Origin of the sequence: Nocardioides sp. SYSU D00065, from assembly GCF_017916425.1 — a bacterium.
Lineage (GTDB): Bacteria > Actinomycetota > Actinomycetes > Propionibacteriales > Nocardioidaceae > Nocardioides.
The window spans coordinates 1,096,537-1,117,161 of the sequence record NZ_JAFMSX010000001.1 but is presented as its reverse complement, the minus strand read 5'-3'; the positions used below and the strand labels follow the sequence as shown (position 1 = coordinate 1,117,161).

Sequence of the window (20,625 nt, the reverse complement as noted above, 5' to 3'; positions counted from 1 at the left end):
GGCCCGACACGGGGACCGCGCGGGGTGCGCCGGAAACCAGGTTGCCGACGTGGGCGAGAATGGCGCGGTTGTGAAGATCACCTATCCCGCCGAGCTGCCGGTCTCCGCGCGCCGGGACGACATCGCCGCGGCCATCCGCGACCATCAGGTCGTCATCGTCGCCGGCGAGACCGGCTCGGGGAAGACCACCCAGCTGCCCAAGATCTGCCTGGAGCTGGGCCGCGGGCTGGGAGCCGCCGGCGGTGGCAAGCTCATCGGGCACACCCAGCCCCGCCGGATCGCGGCCCGGTCGGTGGCCGAGCGGATCGCCGAGGAGCTCGGCACCGAGCTGGGCGACGTCGTCGGCTACCAGGTGCGCTTCACCGACCGGACCAGCCGTGCCAGCCGGGTCAAGCTGATGACCGACGGCATCCTGCTCGCCGAGCTCCAGCGCGACCGCGACCTGCGCAAGTACGACACGATCATCATCGACGAGGCGCACGAGCGCAGCCTCAACATCGACTTCCTGCTGGGCTACCTCAAGCGCCTGCTCCCGCGCCGGCCCGACCTCAAGGTGGTCATCACCAGCGCCACCATCGACGTGGAGCGGTTCGCCACCCACTTCGGGGCGCCGGTCGTGGAGGTCTCGGGACGTACGTACCCGGTCGAGGTCCGCTACCGGCCCCTCATCGCGCTGCCCGAGGAGGACGACGAGGGCGAGCCGGTGCAGCGGGACCAGACCGAGGCGATCCTCGAGGCGGTCCGCGAGCTCTCCGCCGAGGGGCCCGGCGACGTGCTGGTCTTCCTGCCGGGCGAGCGGGAGATCCGCGACACCGCGGACGCCTTCGAGGCGCTGAGGAGCGACCGCCTCGAGGTCGTGCCGCTCTACTCCCGCCTCAGCGCGGCCGACCAGCACCGGGTGTTCTCCAGCCACCCCTCGACGGTGCGCCGGGTGGTGCTCGCGACCAACGTCGCCGAGACGTCGCTGACGGTCCCGGGCATCCGCTACGTCGTCGACACCGGGGTCGCGCGGATCAGCCGCTACTCGGTGCGCACCAAGGTGCAGCGGCTGCCGATCGAGCCGATCAGCCAGGCCTCGGCCAACCAGCGCTCCGGCCGGTGCGGTCGTGTGTCGGAGGGCATCGCGATCCGGCTCTACTCCGAGGAGGACTTCGAGGCGCGCCCGCAGTTCACCGACCCCGAGATTCTGCGCACCAACCTGGCCAGCGTCATCCTGCAGATGGCGTCGCTCCGCCTGGGCGACATCGCCCGGTTCCCGTTCGTCGAGCCACCGGACCGGCGCAACGTCAAGGCCGGCACGGACCTGCTGGAGGAGCTCGGCGCCATCACCACCTCGCAACGTCATACGGACGGGGCATCCGCTCGCCCCGACCGTATGACGTCCCGGGGGGCCGAGGGGCGCCCCGGCGTACGTCTCACCGAGGTCGGCAAGCGCCTGGCCCGGCTCCCGATCGACCCCCGGCTCGGCCGGATGATCCTCGAGGCCGACCGCCGCGGCTGCCTGCGCGACGTCCTGGTCATCGCGGCCGCCCTCTCGGTGCAGGACCCCCGCGAGCGGCCCGAGGAGCAGCGGGCACAGGCCGACCAGCTCCACGCGCGCTTCACCCACGAGTCGAGCGACTTCCTCACCTGGCTCAACCTGTGGCGTCACCTCAGGCAGCAGCAGCGCGAGCTGTCCTCGAGCGCCTTCCGCCGGATGTGCCGCCGTGAGCACCTCAACTACCTGCGGATCCGCGAGTGGCAGGACTACGAGTCGCAGCTGCGACAGGTGTGCAAGGAGATGGGCCTCGAGCTCGGCAGGGCGCGCGACGCGGGTCCGACCGAGGGCGGGGCGGCGTACGACGAGGACGGCATCCACCAGGCGCTGCTCTCTGGGCTGCTGAGCCACATCGGCGCGCTCGAGGAGCGCGAGAAGGCCCGGCCGGGGGAGCGGCGGCCCATGCGGGAGTACCTCGGTGCCCGCAACGCGCGCTTCGCGATCTTCCCGGGCAGCGTGCTCAAGGGGCGCAACCCGAGCTTCCTGATGAGCGCCGAGCTCGTCGAGACCTCGCGCCTGTGGGCGCGCCAGAACGCAGCCATCCAGCCGGAGTGGGCCGAGCGGCTGGGGGCGCACCTGGTCAAGCGGACGTACTCCGAGCCGCACTGGTCGCGCAAGCGCGCCGCAGTGATGGCGCGCGAGCGCGTCACGCTGTACGGCGTGCCGCTGGTCGCCGACCGGCTGGTGTCCTACGGCAAGGTGGACCCGCCGCTGGCCCGCGAGCTGTTCATCCGCCACGCCCTGGTGCAGCGGGAGTGGGACTCGCGCCACCGCTTCCTCGCCGAGAACGCCCGCCTGCTCGAGGAGGCCGAGGAGCTCGAGCACCGAGCGCGCCGCCGCGACATCGTCGTCGACGAGGAGACGCTCTTCGCCTTCTATGACGCGCGGGTGGGCGCCGAGGTGGTCAGCGGGCAGCACTTCGACCAGTGGTGGAAGCGCGCGCGGAACAAGCGGCCGGACCTGCTCACCTTCGACCCGTCGATGCTGACGCACGACACCGCCGGCGAGGTGCGCGCGCAGGACTTCCCCACCGAGTGGCACGACAGCGACGAGGCGGGACTGACGTTCCCGATCAGCTACCACTTCGAGCCCGGTGCCGCCGACGACGGGCTCACCATCGACGTACCCGTCGCGACGCTCAACCGGGTCGAGGCCGAGGACTTCTCCTGGCTGGTGCCCGGGCTGCGCGAGGAGCTCGTCACCGAGCTGATCCGCTCGCTGCCCAAGCACCTGCGCGTGGCGATGGTCCCGGCGCCCAACACCGCGCGCGAGTTCCTCGCCGCGACGCCTCCCGGCGCCGAGCCGCTGCTCGACGCCCTCGAGCGCTTCGCCCGCAGCACTCGCAGCCTGGTGATCGACCGCGACGCGTGGGACTGGTCCAAGGTGCCCGCGCACCTGCAGCCGACCTACCGGGTGGTGACCGAGGAGGGCACCGAGGCCGCCCGCGGCAAGGACCTCGACGCGCTCAAGGAGCCGCTGCGGCCCACCTTCGAGCAGGCGATGGCCGACGTCGCCGCCGACTCCGGGGTCGCGACGACCGGGCAGACCGCGTGGACCTTCGGCACCGTCGACGAGTCCTTCGTGCAGCGCCGCGCCGGCCACGAGGTGCGCGGCTTCCCCGCGCTCGTCGACGAGGGCGAGACCGTGGGCCTGCAGGTCCTCGCGACCGCCGAGGCCGCCGCGGCGCACCACCGCCTCGGCGTACGCCGCCTCGTGCTGCTCGCGCTCGGTCCCGCCGCCCCGGTGGACGAGGTGCTCGCCAGCGCCGGTCTCGACCAGCGCGCCCGGCTCGCGCTCGTCGGCTCGCCCCACCCCTCCGTCGCGGCCCTGCTCGACGACGTCCGGGCGGGCATCGTGGCCGACGTCGTCGACGCCCGCCCCACGGTGCGCGACGAGGCGGCGTACGACGACGTGGTGTCCGCCGCGCGGGAGGCCGTCGAGAGGGGCACGAGTGCCGCGGTGCACGACGTGATGCGCGTGCTGGACGCGTGGCGCACCGCCGACAAGGCGATCTCCGGCCGCGCCGACCTGATGACGCTGCCCGCCCTCACCGACATGCGGGCCCAGGTCGCCCGCCTGATGACCGACGGCTTCGTCGGCGAGGCCGGCGCCACGCGGCTGCGCGACCTCGCGCGCTACCTCGCCGCGGTCACCTACCGCCGGGAGCGGTTGGACGCGCAGGTGGCGCGGGACCGAGCGCAGATGGACCAGCTGATGGGGCTCCAGGACGCGTGGCTGCACGCGGTGGCGGCGCTGCCCGAGGGCCAGCCGCTGCCGCAGCACCTGCGCGAGGCGCGGTGGCTGCTGGAGGAGTACCGCGTCTCGCTGTTCGCCCAGCAGCTCGGCACCCGGGAGAAGGTCAGCGACCAGCGGATCCGCAAGGTGCTCAGCCGGGCTGGCTGAGCCTCCTAGGCTGGCACCATGACGGATCGTCCCCACCACCGTCCGATGACGCCCGGTGACGGCTTCTTCGCCGACATCGCCGGGGGCACCGACCCGGCGCGCCTGCGGGAGGCCGGTGACCTCGCCGCGACCGTGCTGGTGCGCGGGGCGCGCGACGCGCAGGACCCGGCGCTGGCCGAGCGCATCGTGCACCTGGTCGAGAACGAGGGCCTCGAGACCCTGGCCGAGGTGTGGTCGGGGGCGCCCGCCGACACCCTCGCGGGGAGTCTGTGGCGGCTGTTCCTGCTCCGCACCTGGGTGTACGCCGCCCCGGAGCGGGTCTCTGCCGAGTACCAGGCCGGGCAGCGCCGGGTCGACGTGGCCCGCGTCGTCGCGGGCGTGGCCGACCCGCCGGGGCCCGACGAGCTGCGGCGGATGGTCGACGACGTGCTGCGTGGCATCGCGCGCGGCGACTTCGCGGTCACGCTGTTCCGCGCGGCGGCCTTCGCCCGCATCGTCGCGGCCGGTCGCGCGAGCCTCGGTGCGTCGTCCCACGAGGAGATCACCCGGATGCTGACGCTCTCCGAGCAGCTGGAGGCGGCCGGACACGAGGAAATCAGGCACACGCTGGGCTGAGGTTTTACAATGGTGGTGAGTGCGTCGGGCTGTGGCAGCCCCGGGTCCCAAATGAAGCCGCTACGAGCGGCCACGCGCCGTGAGGCGCTCCCGGTCCGGCGCACTCGCCCTCCGGCTCCGCCCGGCGGGCTCCGCGCCGGCCCGCGTGGGCAGGCACGCGCGTTGCCCTCGACCGTTAGGGTTTCGCCGTGCTCCGTCCCCTTACCGCCCGCCTGAGTCCTCGCCGCTTCGCCGCCGCCGGGTGCGCCCTGGCGGTCGCGCTCACGACCGCCGCGTGCACCGGGGACGCCGACCCGGCGTCCGGGCCGGCCCGGCCGCCTACGAAGCCGGCCCCGTCGCAGCCTCGGGAGGTCGTCTTCGGCGCCTACGGCAGCGACGAGCAGGTGGCGGCCTTCCAGAGCGTCGTCGACTCGTTCAACGCCGCCTCCACCACCCGCAAGGTCACCTTGAAGTCCTGGCCCGACCACGAGTCCGCGCTCGCCGACGTGCTCGCCGGCAACGCGCCGGACGCGTTCTTGACCTCTCGCATCGACCTCGGCCAGCTCGTCGACGCCGGAGCCCTCCAGCCGGTGAGCCTGCTGCTCGACGAGCGCGGCGTCGACTTCGGCGACCGCTTCTCCCGCGACGCCGTCGACGCCTTCGCCATGGACGACGAGCTGCAGTGCATGGCGTACTCGGTCTCTCCGATGGTCATCTACTACAACACCGACATCGTCGACTTCGACAAGATGGAGCGCCGCGAGCTCGACGTGCCGACCCCCGACGAGGAAGGCGTGCGGGACCGCTGGACCCTCGCGGAGTTCGGTGCCGCCGCGAAGTTCGCCGCCCGTCGCGGCGACCGTCGCGGCATCTGGATCGACCCGACCCTGCAGGGGCTGAGCCCGTTCATCTACTCCGGCGACGGGCAGGTCTTCGACGACGACCGGGAGCCGACCTCGCTCGCCTTCTCCGACGACGACACGCGCGAGGCACTCACCCTGACGCTGGAGATCCTGCGCGACCCCACGCTGACGCCCACCAACGCGCAGCTCGCGCGGGCCACCCCGGTGCAGCTGTTCAAGCGCGGCGAGCTGGCCATGATCGCGGGCTTCCGCGACCTCGTGCCGGAGCTGCGCGAGGCCGAGGACCTCGACTTCGACGTGCTGCCGATGCCGACGATCGACAACCGGGCGACCGTCGGGGACATCAGCGGCCTGTGCCTGTCGGCCGACTCCGAGGTCACCCAGGACGCGGCCGACTTCATCGCCTACGCCGTCTCGGACGCCGCGATCGCCACCGTCGCCTCGACCGGCTACATCGTCCCGGCCAATACCGAGGTCGCCTCCTCGCCCGACTTCCTCGCTCCGGGCAACGAGCCGGCCACCGCCGAGGTCTACAACTCCAGCATCCGCTACATGGAGGTGCCGCCGTTCATCGACCAGCGCGAGGAGCTCGTCGAAGCCGTCACCCCCCACCTCGAGCGTCTCGTGACCGAGCCGGGGGTGCTCGACCTCGAGCAGGTCACCGAGGAGATCGACGAGGCCTCGCGGACGGTGCTCGCTCCCGAGGAGGAGACGGAGGAGGACACCGAGGAGTCGGAGGACCCCACCGACTCCTCGACCGGGTCAGCGAGCGAGTCGCCGACGGAGTGAGGCCTACTCCGCCTCGGCGCCCAGGATCGCGCCGACGAGGGCGCCGGTGACCAGCTCGGCCTGCCACGGCCGGGCGCCGTACGCCGCCAGCTGCGAGCGCACGGCCTCCGCCAGTGCGGCCGGCTCCCGGGTCGCCGGCGGCGCCCACATGAGACGGCGCAGGTAGTCGGGGGTCAGCAGGTTCTCGACCGGCAGGTGGTGGACCTCGGCGAGGTTGAGCATCGCCTCACGGGCCGCCTTGAAGCGGCGGTCGGCGACCGGTTCGCGGTCGGCCCACGTGCGCGGGTGCGGGGGACCCTCGCCGCGCGGCGCCCGGGCCGGCAGCTCGTCCTCGGGCATGTCGCGGACCCGCTGCAGCGCCTCGACCCAGGTCGCCGCGTAGCGGCTCGCCCCGCGGCCGTGGAAGCCCGGGGTCGCCAGCAGGGCCCGTCGGTCGGTGGGCATCGCCGTGGCGGCCGCGACGATCGCGGAGTCCGGCAGGATCCGGCCGGGGGTCACGTCCCGCTCGGCGGCGAGCGCGTCGCGCGCCTCCCACAGCGCCCGCGCCGCGCCGAGCGCGCGTCGGCCGCGCAGCCGGTGCACCCCCGACGTACGCCGCCACGCGTCGACCCGGACGGCCGGCTCGAAGCCCAGCAGGTGGTCGAACTCCTGGCGCGCCCACTCGGCCTTGCCGGCCTTCTCGAGCTCCGCGGCCATGTGGTCGCGCAGCTCGACGAGCACCTCGACGTCGAGGGCGGCGTACTCCAGCCAGGGCGTGGGCAGCGGCCGGGTGGACCAGTCGGCCGCGGAGTGCTCCTTGCGCATCCGCTGGCCGAGCAGGGTCTCCACCAGGGTGGCCAGGCCCACCCGTGGGTAGCCGAGCAGGCGGCCGGCCAGCTCGGTGTCGAACAGGCTGGTGGGGGTCAGCCCGACCTCGCGCAGGCAGGGCAGGTCCTGGGTGGCGGCGTGCAGGATCCACTCGACACCTTCGAGCGCCTCCTGCAGCGGCGCGAGGGTGGTCAGCGGGATGGGGTCGACCAGCCAGGTGCCGGCCCCCTCGCGACGCAGCTGGATGAGGTAGGCGCGGTTGGAGTAGCGGTAGCCCGAGGCGCGCTCGGCGTCGATCGCGACCGGCCCGGTCGCGCGGGCGAGAGCGGCGCACGCCTCGGCCAGGCGCTCGTCGGTCTCGACGACCTCGGGCAGCCCGTCGCGCAGCACGAGCAGCGGCGCCGGCGCGGCCTCGGTCTCCGAGGTCGGGTCATCGGTGGGGTCGTCGCTCGGGTCGTCGATGACGTCGGTGGGGTCGTCGCTGGGGTCGGCGCTGAGGTCGGCGGTGAGGTCGGCGGTGGGCTCGTCCGGGATGTCGGGCATCGGCTCAGCCGCCGCGCTGTCCACGCCGGCTCGGGATGGCGGTGACCCCCTCCGGGACCGGCGGCAGGCCGACGGCGGTGCACATCAGCTCGCCCCAGGCCTCGACGTGCGGTGTCATGTCGAGCCCGCCGTCCTCGTCGACGTCCGGCGTCCACGACGCCCGGATCTCGACCTGGGCGGTGCCGGGCTCGTCGGCCATGCCGCCGAAGCTCTCGGTGCTCACGCAGGTGACGGTGCCCGATGCGGCGTGGAACTCGGCGGCGTGCGCCTCGAGCGCCTCCGTCAGCCACGACCAGCCGACCGCGGCCAGCATCGGGTCCGCGCCCAGCTCGGGGTCGATGTCGGCGCGGGCGTAGGCCACGCAGCGGAACGTGCCGTCCCAGGCGTCGTTGCCGGCGGGGTCGTGCAGGAGGATCAGCCGGCCGGTGCCGAGGTCCTCGTCGTCGACCGTGACGTCGCCGCTGAGCGCGGCGGACCACGGCGCGATGCGCTGGGGCGCCGGCATCTCCTCGCAGAGCACCTCGGGACGCAGCGATGCGCGACGCATCGACTCCACAGCCGCGCGGAACTCCGCAGGCCCAGCCGTGGCAGCGTTGCCCGGGTGGGTCTCGTGACGGGCCACCATGGGCCCACAGTAGGCCAGCCCGCGGCTCCGCCGATGTGCCGCCACGCCGCCTGACCTGCGAAGATTCAGGCGTGATCGACGCTGCCGCCGCCCCGCACCCCGGCCTGGCCGGAAGCCCCTTCCTCGCGGCCGCTCGCGGGGAGACGCCGTCCCACACGCCGGTCTGGTACATGCGGCAGGCGGGTCGCTCGCTCCCGGAGTACCTGAAGGTGCGCGAGGGCGTCGGAATGCTGGAGTCCTGCATGGACCCCGACCTGGTCACCGAGATCACCCTGCAGCCGGTGCGGCGCTACGGCGTCGACGCGGCGATCTTCTTCTCCGACATCGTGCTGCCGCTCAAGGCGGTGGGCGTCGACCTCGACATCAGGCCCGGTGTCGGCCCGGTCGTCGCCTCGCCGGTGCGCACGCTCGCCGACGTCGAGGCGATCCCGGACCTCACCCCCGACCACGTGCCCTACATCTCCCAGGCGGTGCGCCAGCTCGTCGCCGAGCTGGGGGCGACCCCGCTGATCGGCTTCGCGGGGGCTCCGTTCACGGTCGCCTCCTACCTGGTGGAGGGCGGGCCGTCCAAGGAGCACGCGCAGACCAAGGCCATGATGTTCGGCGCCCCGGACGTCTGGGACGCGCTGATGCGCAAGATCGCCGGCATCGCCGCGACGTACCTCCGCATCCAGGTCGAGGCCGGCGCCTCGGCCGTGCAGCTGTTCGACTCCTGGGCGGGCGCGCTCACCCCGGCCGACTACCGCGCGTCGGTGATGCCGCACTCGCAGCGGGTCCTCGCGGCTGCCGGCGAGCTCGGCGTGCCGCGGATCCACTTCGGCGTCGGCACCTCGAACCTGCTCGACCTGATGGGGGAGGCCGGGGCGGACGTCGTGGGCGTCGACTGGCGTACGCCGCTGGAGCGGGCGATCCCGCTGGTGGGCGACCGGGTCGTGCAGGGCAACCTCGACCCCACCCTCGTCTTCGCCCCCACCGAGGTCATGACCAGGCGTGCCGGCGAGATCATCGCCGCCGGCCGAGCGGCCAAGGGCCACATCTTCAACCTCGGCCACGGGGTGATCCCGTCGACCGACCCGGATCAGCTGCTGGCGCTCACGGAGTTCGTGCACGGCTGCTGATGGGCGTCACCGGCGTGAGGTCGGAGGCCGTCGGCGCCAGCTCGAGCGAGGCCAGGTAGGAGCGCGCCTGTCGCGCCAGCGCGGTCTGCAGGTCGCGCAGCGTCTCCGGGGTGCGCTCGGCGCGGCGACGCAGCATGAGCAGGGTGACCACGGTGTGGTCGGTGTGGATCGGCCGGGTCGTGAGCACGCCGGCGCGCACCAACGGGTCCGCGACGATGGAGAAGTCGGGCAGGATCGCGATGCCGAGCCCGGCGGCCACCATCGCCTTGCCCATCTCGGCACCGTCGGTGGCGTACGTCGTCTCGGGCAGGACGCCGGCGAACAGCCGGTGCGCGTAGCGGTGCATCACGAAGCCCGGACGCATCAGGACGTGCGCCTCCGCCCGCAGGTCGTCGACGGCGATCCGCTCCCTCGAGGCGAGCGGGTGGTCGGCGCGCAGGCACGCGACGGGTCGGCCCTCGATCAACCGGTCGGCGACCAGGCCCGGGGGCACCTCGTCGCCGGGGAGCACGTTGACCAGCCCGAGGTCGAGCGAGCCCTCGGCGAGTCCCTGCTGGATGTCGGCCTGCCGGCCGGTGACGACCTCGACGCCGCCCGAGCCATGCCGCGCGTGGAGGTCGCGCAGGGCCGGGGCGAGCAGGCTGGAGGAGGCGGTGTTCACCGTGCCGATGCGCAGGTCGCGACGACGGAGGGACTGCTGACCGGCGGCGGTGCGCAGGCGGTCGACGGCCTCGAGCACGTCGGTCATGTTCTGCAGGAGGTCGAGCCCCTGCCGGCTGATGCGGGAGCCCGTACGCCGCCGGTCCAGCAGTGTCGTGCCGAGCTCCTTCTCGAGCTTGGTCAGCGCCTCGCTCAGCGCCGGTTGCGAGATGTGCATGGCCTCGCTCGCCCGGCGCAGCGACCCGTGCTCGGTCACCGCCGCCAGGTACTCCAGCTGTTCGATCCGCACGCGCGCGCTCCCTCGATGGTCAAATACTTAAAGTCAATGTAAACACTATACAAAGCGCGCCGGCGATGGTGTGCAAGGTAAGGGCGCCAGGCGACGCCTTGCGCCCCATCGAGATCCCCGGCAGTCGAGCACGCCGGCGCTGGAGCACCGGCCTGCTAGGTTTGTCTACAAGATTGGTAGAGATAGTCATCTACCGACGCCGAGCACGAGAGAGGTCCGATGAAGTTCCACTGGTTCCTGCCCACCAACGGCGGCGACGGCCGCCAGGTCGTCAGCGGCGGCCACGGCGTCGACCACGGCGCCGCCGGGCGACCCGCGAGCGTGCCCTACCTCGGCCAGGTCGCCCGCAGCGCCGAGCAGCTCGGCTTCGAGGCCGCGCTCACGCCGACGGGCGCCTGGTGCGAGGACGCCTGGCTGACCACGGCGATGCTGGCCCCGCTCTCGGAGCGGTTGAAGTTCCTGGTCGCCTTCCGCCCGGGGCTCACCTCGCCGACCCTCGCCGCACAGATGGCGGCGACGTTCCAGAACCTCAGCGGCGGACGCCTCCTGCTCAACGTCGTCACCGGCGGCGAGTCCCACGAACAGCGCGCCTACGGCGACTTCCTCGACAAGGACGAGCGCTACGAGCGATGCGGGGAGTTCCTCACCATCGTCCGGCGGCTCTGGGCGGGCGAGGAGGTGACCTTCGCCGGCACGCACCTGCGCGTCGAGGGCGCCCGGCTCCAGCAGCTGCCCGACCCGATCCCGCAGATCTACTTCGGCGGCTCCTCACCGGCCGCCGGCCGGGTCGCGGCCGAGCACGCCGACGTCTACCTGACGTGGGGCGAGCCGCCCGCGGCCGTGGCCGAGAAGGTCGCCTGGATCAGGTCGCTGGCCGCCGAGCGGGGTCGCGAGCTGACGTACGGCCTCCGGGTCCACACCATCACCCGCGACACCTCCGAGGAGGCCTGGGCCGAGGCCGACCGCCTGCTGGCCGGGATCTCCGACGAGGACATCCGGCGCGTGCAGGAGGGCTTGCGGCGCTCGGAGTCGGTGGGCCAGCGCAACATGCTCGCCCTCAACCAGGGCAGCCGCGACGGCCTGGAAATCCACCCGAACCTCTGGGCGGGCGTGGGCCTGGTCCGCGGGGGCGCGGGCACCGCGCTGGTCGGCAGCCACGAGGAGGTGGCCGACCTCATCGAGCAGTACGCCGCTGTCGGCATCGAGGAGTTCGTGCTGTCGGCCTACCCCCACCTCGAGGGCGCCTACCACTTCGGGGAGGGCGTGCTGCCGGTGCTGGAGAAGCGTGGGCTGTGGACCAACCCGGTGCCGGCCGGCGCGCAGACCTCGGTGCCGTTCGGCGCCGAGCGGGCGGCGTCGTGAGCGCGCGCGTCGCGGTCGTCGTCGGCAACCCGAAGCCGCGCTCGCGCACCTACGACTCTGCCCTGGCCCTCGCCGAGCGGCTCGGCGGCGCGGACCTCGTGGTCGACCTCGCCGACCACGCCTCCGAGCTCTTCGAGTGGGGCTCCGAGACGATCGGCGGGCTCGTCGAGGAGGTGGCCGGCAGCCTGGTCGTGGTCGTCGCCAGCCCGACGTACAAGGCCACCTACACCGGGCTGCTCAAGGCGTTCCTCGACCGGTTCCCCCATCAGGGGCTCGGTGGGGTCACCGCCGTGCCGCTGATGCTCGGCGCCTCGCCGGTGCACGCGCTGGCGATCGAGCACGGCCTGCGACCCCTGCTCGTCGAGCTGGGGGCGTCCGTGCCGACCCGCGGGCTGTACCTCCTCGACTCCCAGCACGCCGACGCGGAGCCGTACGACGCCTGGTACGCCACGGCGGAGCACCTGCTGCCCGCACTCGGGTCCGCGCCCGGATCCGGGCCCGTGCCGGCTCCCCAGTCCACCCTCGAACCCAGCCAGGCGGTGTCCGCATGACCATCCAGTCCACCACCCCACCCACCTCCCCGCCCGAGGGCGCGGCGGCGATCGACCAGCGCACGCTGCGCGACGCGTTCGGGGCGTTCCCTTCGGGCGTGGTCGCGGTCGCGGCCTCGGTCAAGGGCCAGCTCACCGGCATCGCGGCCTCGTCGTTCACATCGGTCAGCATCGACCCGCCGCTCGTGTCGTTCTCGATCGCCGCCACCAGCTCGACGTGGCCGCTGCTGCGCGAGGCCGGCCGCATGGGGATCAGCGTGCTCGCCGACCACCACGACGTGGTGTGCCGCCAGCTCGCCGGCCCGCGTGAGGAGCGCTTCACCGGGTTGCCCTTCAAGGTCACCACCGACGGCGCCGTGCTGCTCGACGAGGCGGTCGCGACCTACGACTGCTCGGTGCACGCCGAGGTCACCGCCGGCGACCACGTCATCGTGGTGCTCCGGGTGCACCGCGTCGGCGCCGGCGACGGCCACCACCCGCTGGTCTTCCACCGCTCGGCCTTCGCCAAGCTGCACCGCGACGACCTCGACCCGTCCCGCCTCGACGGCCGGATCAACGGCGCCGACGTCGACCGGGGGGCCGCCGAAGGCGCCCCGGAGCGATCCGCGCGCGACGAGGCGGAGGACGCGGCATGAGCGACACGCGCTCCGGCCAGGCGGCGCCCAGCCCCCGCCGCGTCGCCCTCGCCTCGGCCGTCGGCGCCACCATCGAGTGGTACGACTTCTTCCTCTACGGCACCGCCGCCGCGGTCGTCTTCGACAAGCTCTACTTCAACGGCCTCGACGGGCCGGCGGCGCAGTTCGCGGCGTTCGCCACCTTCGCGGTCGGCTTCCTCGCCCGCCCCATCGGCGGGCTGGTGTTCGGGCACTTCGGCGACCGCATCGGGCGCAAGCAGATGCTGCTGCTGACGCTCGTGATCATGGGCGTCGGGACGGCGCTGATCGGCCTGCTGCCGACCTACGACCAGATCGGCGTCTGGGCCCCGGTCGCGCTCGTCGTCCTGCGGGTGCTGCAGGGCATCGGCGTCGGCGGCGAGTACGGCGGCGCCGTGCTCCTCGCGGTCGAGTACGCCCCGGCGGAGCGCCGCGGCTTCTACGGCAGCTTCGCGCACATCGGCGTGCCCGGAGGGCTCGCCCTGGCTGCCGGAGCGTTCTCCCTGGCCGGCCTGCTGCCCGAGGAGGCGTTCCTGGCGTGGGGCTGGCGCGCGTGCTTCCTGGTGAGCATCGTGCTGCTCGGCATCGGCGCCTACATCCGCCTGTCGGTGATGGAGACACCGGAGTTCGCCAAGGTGCAGGAGCGCAAGGAGATCTCCCGGCTCCCGCTGCGCGACCTCCTCGCGCAGCAGCCGCGACCCCTGCTGCTCGGCATGGGCACCCGGTTCATCGAGGGCTTCACGTTCAACCTGTTCTCGGTCTACCTGCTGGCCTACGTCGCCACGAACCTCGAGCTGCCGCGCAGCTGGGCCCTCGACGCGATCCTGGTCGGCGCGGTGCTGGGCGTCGTCCTGGTGCCGATCTCCGGGGCGCTGTCCGACCTCGTGGGCCGCAAGCCGGTCTTCCGGGTCGGCGCCTGGATCGGTCTGGTGTTCGCGTTCCCGGCCGCCTTCTTGATCCAGACGGAGGACCGCTGGGCGATCTCGGTCGTCTTCGTCGTCGGCCTGGGCCTCGTCTACGGCACGGTCTACGGACCGCTGGCCGCGTTCTGGTCCGAGCTGTTCGACACGCGCTACCGCTACACCGCGCTGAGCACGCTCTACCAGGTCTCCGGCATCCTCGCGTCGGGCCTGACGCCGCTCATCGCCGCCTGGCTGGTCACCCGTGGTGACGGGACCCTGTGGTGGGTGGCGGGCTACAACGTGCTGGTGGCGGCGATCTCCCTGGTCTGCGCGCGGTTCCTCCCCGAGACCCGGGGGCGCGCGCTCGACGGCGCGGCCGCTGCCCGGGAGCTCGAGCCCGCCGAGCAGGTGGCGGCACCCGCGTAGACGCGCGGACATTCCTCCCCGCCGGGCGCCGCCGCGCGCGCGGCGGGGAGGTGGGCCGCGGACCATGGTCCGCGCGTCTCCGCCTGCTAGATGCCCGCCTGCGTCAGGACCTGCCCGACGACCGCCGGCCCCCGCCCTTGAGCCGGACCCGCAGCGCGTTGCCCGTGCCCTCGGTCTCGAGGTAGGGCTGCGCTGCCACGAGGGTGCTCAGCCGGCCACCGGGCCCGGCGAAGTTGCGCGCGTCGAACGACGGGTGCGTGCGGATCAGCTGGTTGCCGAGCGCCGGCAGGAGCGCCCAGCCCTCGTCGTCGGAGACGGCGTTGACCGCGCGGGTCAGGGCGCTCTCCAGGTTGATCGACGGGGCCTTCACCGTCTCGTCGTCGGTCCCGCCCTCGTCCGTGTCGACCGCATCGGCGTCGTCGGCCTCGTCGGCGTCGGCGACCACGGCCAGGTCGATGAACTTGTCGCAGGCGTTCCTCAGCGACTCCGGCGCCTTGTTCTCACCGAGCACGTAGACGGCCTTGCCCGACTCGCGCAGCCGGTGCGCCAGGCTGGTGAAGTCGCTGTCGCTGGTCACCAGCGCGAACGCCTCGACGTTGCCGTCGTAGAGCAGGTCCATCGCGTCGATGACCAGCGCGAGGTCGGTGGAGTTCTTGCCGGTCGTGTACGCGTTCTGGTGCATCGCCCGCAGGCCGAGGCTGTTGAGCTTGCGCGCCCACTGGTTCAGGTGCGGGTTGGTCCAGTCGCCGTAGACCCGCCGGATCGTCGGGTTGCCGTACTTGGCGACCTCGCTCAGCACCTCACCGGCGTACGCCGGCCGGGTGTTGTCGGCGTCGATCATCACTGCGATGCGGTCGGCACCGCCGTTGGCTTCCATGCCGTGCAGCCTAGGGCCGTGCAGCCTAGGGGCCGTGCAGCCTAGGGTGGCGGTGTGGTGCAGGACAGGCGGGACGTGGTCGTCGTCGGCGCCGGGATCGCCGGCCTGGTCGCTGCGCGGGACCTCGCAGCCGCCGGACGCGACGTGCTCGTGCTGGAGGCCTCGCCCCGCATCGGCGGCAAGCTCAGCAGCGCCGAGGTCGCCGGGCTCCCCGTCGACGTCGGTGCCGAGGCGATGCTGGCCCGCCGGCCGGAGGGCGTCGACCTGGCCCGCGAGATCGGCGCCGACCTGGTCCACCCGACGGCCGCCACGTCCGGCCTGTGGTCGCGCGGAGCGCTGCGCGCGATGCCGCGCTCGCTCATGGGCGTGCCATTCGACCTGGAGCAGCTCGCCGCCAGCGGCGTGCTGAGTCCCGACGGCCTCGCCCGAGCCGCGGCGGAGACCAGTGCCACCGTCGACGACGACGTGTCGGTCGGGGACCTGGTCGCCGCACGCCTGGGCGACGAGCTGGTCGACCGGCTCGTCGAGCCGCTCCTCGGCGGCGTGTACGCCGGCCGCGCGCGCCGCATCTCGGCGGCCGCGGCCGTGCCTCAGCTGCTCGCCATGGCGCGACGGGGGAGCCTGCTCGAGCAGGCCGCCGCCGTGCCGACGAGCACCGCTCCGGTCTTCGCCGCCCCTCGCGGCGGGATGGGCACGCTTCCCGGGCTGGTGCGCGACGAGGGTGGCTTCGAGGTGCGCACCTCGACGACCGTGCGGGCGCTGCGACGTACGGCGACCGGGTGGGCGCTCACCGTCGGCCCGACCACCCACGCCGAGACGATCGAGGCGGGCGCGGTCGTCCTGGCCACGCCGGCCGCGCCCACCGCCCGGCTGCTCACCGACGTGCTGCCCGAGGCGTCGGCGGAGCTCGCCGCGGTGCAGTCGGCCAGCGTCGCGGTCGTGACGCTGGCCTTCCGGGCCCGCGACGTGCCGGAGGCACTGTTCGAGCGCTCGGGCTTCCTGGTGCCGCCGGTCGAGGGGCGCGCCATCAAGGCCTCGACGTTCTCCTTCGCCAAGTGGGGATGGGTGCACGACCTCGACCCGGACGTGGTGGTGCTGCGCACCTCGCTGGGCCGGCACGGGGAGGAGGCGACGCTGCGGGCCCCCGACGACGACCTGGTGCGCGCCTCGCTCGCCGACCTCGCCGCGATGGCCGGCATCACCGCCCGCCCCGTCGACAGCCACGTCCAGCGGTGGGGCGGAGCGCTGCCGCAGTACGCCGTGGGCCACCTCGACCGGGTGGCCCGGATCCGTGCCGCGCTCGCCGGGCAGCCGGGCCTGGCGGTGTGCGGCGCGGCGTACGACGGCGTCGGCGTCCCGGCCGTCATCGGCTCGGCCCGGCGCGCTGCCGCCGCGGTGACCCGGGCAGAATGAGCACATGAGCGACAAGACGAACGCCGCCCGCACCAAGGAGCTCAACGAGACGATCCGCTACACGATGTGGTCGGTGTTCCGGCTCCGCGACGTCCTCGGCGACGCCGACCGGGACGCGGAGGCGACCGACGTCGAGGCGCTCGTCGAGGTGCTGGCCGAGCAGGACGTGGTGGTCCGTGGCATCTACGACGTCAGCGGCCTGCGCGCCGATGCCGACGTGATGGTGTGGTGGCACGCACCCGACTCCGAGCAGCTCCAGGCGGCGTACAACGCCTTCCGGCGCACCGCGTTCGGCCGCCGGCTCGACCCGGTGTGGTCGCAGATGGCGCTGCACCGGCCGGCGGAGTTCAACAAGTCGCACATCCCCGCGTTCCTCGCCGACGAGGAGCCGCGCGCCCACGTCTGCGTCTACCCGTTCGTCCGCTCCTACGAGTGGTACCTCCTCGAGGACGGCGAGCGCCGCCGGATGCTCGCCGAGCACGGGCAGCTCGCGCGGGGCTACGCCGACGTCCGCGCCAACACGGTCGCCTCGTTCGCGCTCGGCGACTACGAGTGGATGCTCGCCTTCGAGTCCGACGAGCTGCACCGCATCGTCGACCTCATGCGCGACCTGCGTGCCTCCGACGCCCGCCGCCACGTGCGCGAGGAGGTGCCGTTCTACACCGGCGCCCGCGTCACGCCGGCTGAGCTGCTCGCCCGGCTGCCCTGACGCCGGACCGGGTCCGGCTCGGAACCGGCCCGGTCGCGGTAACGTCCCACAGCCATGAGGACACTTCCGCTGTCGCTTGCCCTGGCCGCCGTCGCGCTCAGCGCCTGCTCGACCGAGAGCGAGATGCGCGCCGTCGACCCGGCCGCCGCCGATGACGCCACGAGCGCGCCGGCCGACGCCGTGCCCACCCCGGTCCCGGACGGCGAGGTGCGCACCAGCGGGCTGGTCACGGTGCTCGACGACGGCGACGGCCCGCAGCTGTGCCTGGGGGTGGTGGCCGAGTCGCACCCGCCGCAGTGCGGCGGCCCCGCGCTCGAGGGGTTCGAGTGGGGCGAGGTGGGCTCGGAGCAGGCCGCCGGGGTGACCTGGGGCTCGTACGCCGTGACCGGGACGTTCGACGGGACGACGTTCACCGTCTCCGAGGCCGTGCCGGCGGCGCTGTACGACGCGCTGGCCGAGCCGGAGGAGCAGCCGCTCGACGCGGCCTGCGACGCGCCGGCATCCACGGACCCCGCCAAGGCCACGCCCGAGGACATGGACGCCACCCTCGCCGCCGCGTCCACGCTGCCGGGTTACGCCACGGCGTGGCTGTCGGGCGACACCGTCAACGTCGCCGTCACCGAGGACGCCGCGGGCGCCGAGAGCACGCTGCGGGAGACGTGGGGCGGCCCCCTGTGCGTGACGATCGTCGAGCGCACCGACGCCGACCTCAACGCCGTCAACCAGGAGCTGCAGGCGGAGCTGGGGGACCAGCTGCTCAGCAGCGGCTCGACCGCGCCCGACTCCCTCGACGCGCACGTCGTCTACGACGACGGGTCGATCCAGGAGTGGGCCGACGCGACGTACGGCGAGGGGCTGGTGCGGGTCGGCTCCGCGCTGGTGCCCGCGGAGTGACTACTTCTCGTTGAGCGTGATGCTGATCGAGTTGATGCAGTAGCGGTCACCGGTTGGCGTGCCGAAGCCGTCGGGGAAGACGTGGCCGAGGTGGGAGCCGCACTTCGCGCACCGCACCTCGACGCGCTTCATGCCGTGGGAGTTGTCCTCGATGTACTCCACCGTGTCGGTCATCGGCTGGTAGAAGCTCGGCCAGCCGCAGCCGGAGTGGAACTTGGTGTCGCTGGTGAACAGCTCGTTGCCGCAGGCCTTGCACGAGTAGGTGCCCTCGGTCTCGGTGTCGGTGTACTCACCGGTGAAGGCGCGCTCGGTGCCGGCCTGTCGCAGGACGGCGTACTCCTCGGGGGTGAGCTCCTCGCGCCACTGCTCGTCGGTCTTCTGCACGTCGTAGGCCATGGGCCCAGTTTACGGCGCGACCGAAGGTCACGATCCGGCCACACCCCTCGCGCGCCGGGCCCGGCGTGCGCGACGGTGTCGCCATGAGGGGGAGATGGCTGGCGGCCGGGGCGCTCGTGGTGGCGACGGGCTGCGGTGAGGTGTCTGGGGCACCGACGGTTGAGCCGCTGGACGCGGCCTCCGACGAGCCGGTCCGCCGACCGACCGCCGTGCCGGGCGCGGAGGGTCGGGTGGTCACGTCGACACCGGTGGTCGTGACCGATGACGGCTCGGGCGCACATCTCTGCTTCAGCAACGCGACCTTCGGAGGCGGGGTGCCCGACCCGCTCCTGTGCGACGACGTCGCCCTGGCGGGCTGGGACTGGGACCGCCACGGCGGCGCGCCCGCCGCGGATCGGGGAGTGCGGGCGGGCACCTACGAGCTGGTCGGCACCTTCGACGGCGCGACCTTCACGGTGGAGGAAGCCAGTCCGCCCGACCCGTCGCCGGACGACTGGGACTTCGAGATCCCGTGCCCGACGCCCACCGGCGGGTGGCGGGTGCCCGACCCCAACCGGGTCACCCAGGACGATTACCTCCGAGCCAGTGCGCTCGCGCAGGAGCTCGACGGCTTCGCGATGGCTGCCGTGAGCACCCCGGACGGCTCGCCGGGTCCGCGCGACCCCGCCAACACGGTCCTGTCGGTCTACGTGGCCGGCGACCCCGCAGCTGCCGAGGCGGCGGTCCGGGAGGTCTGGGGCGGCATGCTGTGCGTGACAGGGGTCGAGCGCTCGGCGGAGGAGCTGGAGGAGATCCAGATGCGCCTCGTGAGGCTCGACCTGCCCGGCGTGACGGAGGTCGGCGGCAACCTCGACAACGAGATGGAGCTGGCGGTCTTCCACGACGACGGCAGCATCCAGCGGTGGGCGGACCGCGAGTTCGGCGACGGCGTCGTCGTCGTCGAGTCGAACCTGCAGCCTGCCAGCGCCCCCCGCTAGGGTCGGGACATGGCGAAGGCGTCGGAGGCGTACGTCCGGGCGGGGGAGCGCGAGGTGCGCATCTCCTCTCCGGAGCGGGTGATCTACGAGGCGACGGACACGACGCCCGAGATCACCAAGCTGATGGTCGCGGAGTACTTCGCCAGCGTCGAGGACGGCCTGATGCGGGCGCTGCGCGACCGGCCGACGGCGCTCGAGCGCTGGACCTCGGGCGTGCGCGAGGGGATGCGGCTCGCCACCGGGCCGCAGGACCGCGACGCGGACGCGTTCTACCAAAAGCGCGTCCCGAAGGGCGCTCCGGACTACCTGGAGTCCGTGCAGATCACCTTCCCGTCGGGGCGCACCGCCGATGAGATCTGCCCGACGGAGATCGCGGTGCCGGTGTGGTGCGCCCAGATGGGCACGCTGACCTTCCACCCCTGGCCGGTGCGGCGCGACGACGTGGACCACCCCGACGAGCTGCGCATCGACCTCGACCCGCAGCCGGGCACGACCTTCGCAGACGTCGTGCGCGTCGCCGGGGTCGCCCGCGAGCTCCTCGACGACCTCGGCATGACCGGCTTCGCGAAGACCTCAGGCAACCGGGGCGTCCACATCTACGTCCGCATCGAGCCGCGCTGGGACTTCAGCGAGGTGCGGCACGCCGCCATCGCGTTCGGCCGTGAGCTCGAGAAGCGCGACGGCGGCGTGACGACCGCCTGGTGGAAGGAGGAGCGGGGCGAGCGGATCTTCGTCGACTACAACCAGAACACCCGCGACCGCACCATCGCCTCCGCCTACTCCCTGCGGCCGATCCCCGGCGCGCCGGTCTCGACTCCCGTGACGTGGGACGAGCTGGCCGGGCTGACCTCGCCGAAGGACTTCACCCTCTTCACCGTCCCCGACCGCCTCGACTCCGACGGCGACCCGTGGGCGGCCATCGACGACGAGCACCACTCGCTCCAGCCGCTGCTCGACCTCTGGGCCGAGCACCCCGTCGAGCTCAACTACCCGCCCGACCACCCGAAGATGCCCGGCGAGCCGCCGCGCGTGCAGCCGTCGAAGAAGGTCGAGTCGCACTGGGACGCCGAGGGCAACCGCATCGCCGACTGACGTGCTGCGGCAGCGGTGTCCCAGCAACATCGCGAGCCGCGAGGATGTGGCTCACGCACCGCCCGGCAGCGCGTCGTGTGCGGCCACGCCGGCAGCGGTGTCCCAACCACATCGCGAGCCGCGAGATTGTGGCTCACGCACCGCC

The 20,625-nt window shown here is 73.3% G+C and carries 18 protein-coding genes; 13 read left to right on the top strand and 5 right to left on the bottom strand.

Annotated elements, in window-relative coordinates; genetic code table 11:
• The first annotated feature begins 49 nt into the window (after positions 1-49).
• From hrpA to J3P41_RS05270, 3 genes are all read left to right on the top strand, one after another.
• Positions 50-3,940, top strand: coding sequence for an ATP-dependent RNA helicase HrpA (gene hrpA / locus J3P41_RS05280; RefSeq protein WP_307861835.1), 3,891 nt, complete (start codon positions 50-52; stop codon positions 3,938-3,940).
• Positions 3,941-3,958: 18 nt separating this feature from the next.
• On the top strand, positions 3,959-4,555 hold the full coding sequence (locus J3P41_RS05275) for a hypothetical protein (protein WP_246861459.1): 597 nt from the start codon (positions 3,959-3,961) through the stop codon (positions 4,553-4,555).
• Between the two features lie 188 nt (positions 4,556-4,743).
• Positions 4,744-6,186 carry an extracellular solute-binding protein gene (locus J3P41_RS05270; protein ID WP_210649151.1) on the top strand — a complete coding sequence of 481 codons (1,443 nt, stop codon included), beginning with the start codon at positions 4,744-4,746 and terminating at the stop codon, positions 6,184-6,186.
• A gap of 3 nt (positions 6,187-6,189) precedes the next feature.
• Here the strand turns inward: J3P41_RS05270 and J3P41_RS05265 are convergent, their stop codons facing one another.
• A complete protein-coding gene (locus tag J3P41_RS05265; protein WP_210649150.1) occupies positions 6,190-7,536 on the bottom strand; it encodes an HRDC domain-containing protein in 1,347 nt (448 codons plus the stop codon).
• Between the two features lie 4 nt (positions 7,537-7,540).
• Complete coding sequence (locus J3P41_RS05260; RefSeq protein WP_210649149.1) at positions 7,541-8,161, bottom strand: DUF3000 domain-containing protein; 621 nt, start codon at positions 8,159-8,161, stop codon at positions 7,541-7,543.
• A 71-nt stretch (positions 8,162-8,232) separates the two neighbouring features.
• Between J3P41_RS05260 and hemE the strand changes: the two genes are divergently transcribed.
• Positions 8,233-9,279, top strand: coding sequence for a uroporphyrinogen decarboxylase (gene hemE, locus J3P41_RS05255; protein ID WP_307861834.1), 1,047 nt, complete (start codon positions 8,233-8,235; stop codon positions 9,277-9,279).
• On the opposite strand, the gene J3P41_RS05250 is transcribed toward hemE, so the two are convergent.
• The gene (locus J3P41_RS05250) at positions 9,254-10,228 is read right to left on the bottom strand and encodes a LysR family transcriptional regulator (protein ID WP_210649148.1); all 975 of its coding nucleotides are present in this window, start codon (positions 10,226-10,228) and stop codon (positions 9,254-9,256) included. The genes hemE and J3P41_RS05250 overlap by 26 nt on opposite strands.
• A 219-nt stretch (positions 10,229-10,447) precedes the next feature.
• Here J3P41_RS05250 and J3P41_RS05245 point away from each other — a divergent pair, with 219 nt between their 5' ends.
• The 4 genes from J3P41_RS05245 to J3P41_RS05230 are packed head-to-tail and all read left to right on the top strand — an operon-like array spanning position 10,448 to position 14,122.
• Entirely contained in the window at positions 10,448-11,590 is a 1,143-nt protein-coding gene (locus tag J3P41_RS05245; RefSeq protein ID WP_210649147.1) for an LLM class flavin-dependent oxidoreductase, read from the top strand.
• Positions 11,587-12,141 carry an NADPH-dependent FMN reductase gene (locus J3P41_RS05240; protein ID WP_210649146.1) on the top strand — a complete coding sequence of 185 codons (555 nt, stop codon included), beginning with the start codon at positions 11,587-11,589 and terminating at the stop codon, positions 12,139-12,141. The genes J3P41_RS05245 and J3P41_RS05240 overlap by 4 nt, the downstream gene beginning before the upstream one ends.
• Positions 12,138-12,776, top strand: a complete 639-nt coding sequence (locus J3P41_RS05235; RefSeq protein ID WP_210649145.1) for a flavin reductase family protein — start codon at positions 12,138-12,140, stop codon at positions 12,774-12,776. The genes J3P41_RS05240 and J3P41_RS05235 overlap by 4 nt, the downstream gene beginning before the upstream one ends.
• Complete coding sequence (locus J3P41_RS05230) at positions 12,773-14,122, top strand: MFS transporter (RefSeq protein ID WP_210649144.1); 1,350 nt, start codon at positions 12,773-12,775, stop codon at positions 14,120-14,122. Before J3P41_RS05235 ends, J3P41_RS05230 begins: the two co-directional genes overlap by 4 nt.
• Positions 14,123-14,225: 103 nt before the next feature.
• Here J3P41_RS05230 and J3P41_RS05225 read toward each other — a convergent pair whose 3' ends face one another.
• Complete coding sequence (locus tag J3P41_RS05225; protein ID WP_210649143.1) at positions 14,226-14,999, bottom strand: NYN domain-containing protein; 774 nt, start codon at positions 14,997-14,999, stop codon at positions 14,226-14,228.
• Positions 15,000-15,053: 54 nt separating this feature from the next.
• On the opposite strand from J3P41_RS05225, the gene hemG reads away from it, so the two are divergent.
• Genes hemG through J3P41_RS05210 form a run of 3 tightly spaced genes read left to right on the top strand, consistent with a single transcriptional unit; the run spans position 15,054 to position 18,015 of the window.
• Positions 15,054-16,412 carry a protoporphyrinogen oxidase gene (gene hemG / locus J3P41_RS05220; RefSeq protein WP_210649142.1) on the top strand — a complete coding sequence of 453 codons (1,359 nt, stop codon included), beginning with the start codon at positions 15,054-15,056 and terminating at the stop codon, positions 16,410-16,412.
• Positions 16,413-16,416: 4 nt separating this feature from the next.
• Positions 16,417-17,121, top strand: a complete 705-nt coding sequence (gene hemQ / locus J3P41_RS05215; protein ID WP_210649141.1) for a hydrogen peroxide-dependent heme synthase — start codon at positions 16,417-16,419, stop codon at positions 17,119-17,121.
• A gap of 54 nt (positions 17,122-17,175) precedes the next feature.
• The gene (locus J3P41_RS05210) at positions 17,176-18,015 is read left to right on the top strand and encodes a hypothetical protein (protein WP_210649140.1); all 840 of its coding nucleotides are present in this window, start codon (positions 17,176-17,178) and stop codon (positions 18,013-18,015) included.
• On the opposite strand, the gene msrB is transcribed toward J3P41_RS05210, so the two are convergent.
• The gene (msrB, locus tag J3P41_RS05205; RefSeq protein ID WP_210649139.1) at positions 18,016-18,411 is read right to left on the bottom strand and encodes a peptide-methionine (R)-S-oxide reductase MsrB; all 396 of its coding nucleotides are present in this window, start codon (positions 18,409-18,411) and stop codon (positions 18,016-18,018) included.
• Positions 18,412-18,494: 83 nt separating this feature from the next.
• Here msrB and J3P41_RS05200 point away from each other — a divergent pair, with 83 nt between their 5' ends.
• Together J3P41_RS05200 and J3P41_RS05195 are read left to right on the top strand one after the other, a co-directional pair.
• Positions 18,495-19,388: a hypothetical protein gene (locus tag J3P41_RS05200; RefSeq protein WP_210649138.1), complete on the top strand. Its 894-nt coding sequence runs from the start codon at positions 18,495-18,497 to the stop codon at positions 19,386-19,388.
• Positions 19,389-19,397: 9 nt separating this feature from the next.
• Complete coding sequence (locus tag J3P41_RS05195; RefSeq protein ID WP_210649137.1) at positions 19,398-20,480, top strand: DNA polymerase domain-containing protein; 1,083 nt, start codon at positions 19,398-19,400, stop codon at positions 20,478-20,480.
• The last annotated feature ends 145 nt before the right edge of the window (positions 20,481-20,625 follow it).

Bases quoted from the DNA above. Each gene is read 5' to 3' on its own strand.
- J3P41_RS05225 (WP_210649143.1), bottom strand. From the start codon at position 14,999: ATGGAAGCCAACGGCGGTGCCGACCGCATCGCAGTGATGATCGACGCC.
- J3P41_RS05195 (WP_210649137.1), top strand. From the start codon at position 19,398: ATGGCGAAGGCGTCGGAGGCGTACGTCCGGGCGGGGGAGCGCGAGGTG.
- J3P41_RS05210 (WP_210649140.1), top strand. From the start codon at position 17,176: ATGAGGACACTTCCGCTGTCGCTTGCCCTGGCCGCCGTCGCGCTCAGC.
- J3P41_RS05230 (WP_210649144.1), top strand. From the start codon at position 12,773: ATGAGCGACACGCGCTCCGGCCAGGCGGCGCCCAGCCCCCGCCGCGTC.
- J3P41_RS05265 (WP_210649150.1), bottom strand. From the start codon at position 7,536: ATGCCCGACATCCCGGACGAGCCCACCGCCGACCTCACCGCCGACCTC.
- J3P41_RS05200 (WP_210649138.1), top strand. From the start codon at position 18,495: ATGAGGGGGAGATGGCTGGCGGCCGGGGCGCTCGTGGTGGCGACGGGC.
- hemQ (WP_210649141.1), top strand. From the start codon at position 16,417: ATGAGCGACAAGACGAACGCCGCCCGCACCAAGGAGCTCAACGAGACG.
- J3P41_RS05245 (WP_210649147.1), top strand. From the start codon at position 10,448: ATGAAGTTCCACTGGTTCCTGCCCACCAACGGCGGCGACGGCCGCCAG.
- msrB (WP_210649139.1), bottom strand. From the start codon at position 18,411: ATGGCCTACGACGTGCAGAAGACCGACGAGCAGTGGCGCGAGGAGCTC.
- J3P41_RS05235 (WP_210649145.1), top strand. From the start codon at position 12,138: ATGACCATCCAGTCCACCACCCCACCCACCTCCCCGCCCGAGGGCGCG.
- J3P41_RS05260 (WP_210649149.1), bottom strand. From the start codon at position 8,161: ATGGTGGCCCGTCACGAGACCCACCCGGGCAACGCTGCCACGGCTGGG.
- J3P41_RS05275 (WP_246861459.1), top strand. From the start codon at position 3,959: ATGACGGATCGTCCCCACCACCGTCCGATGACGCCCGGTGACGGCTTC.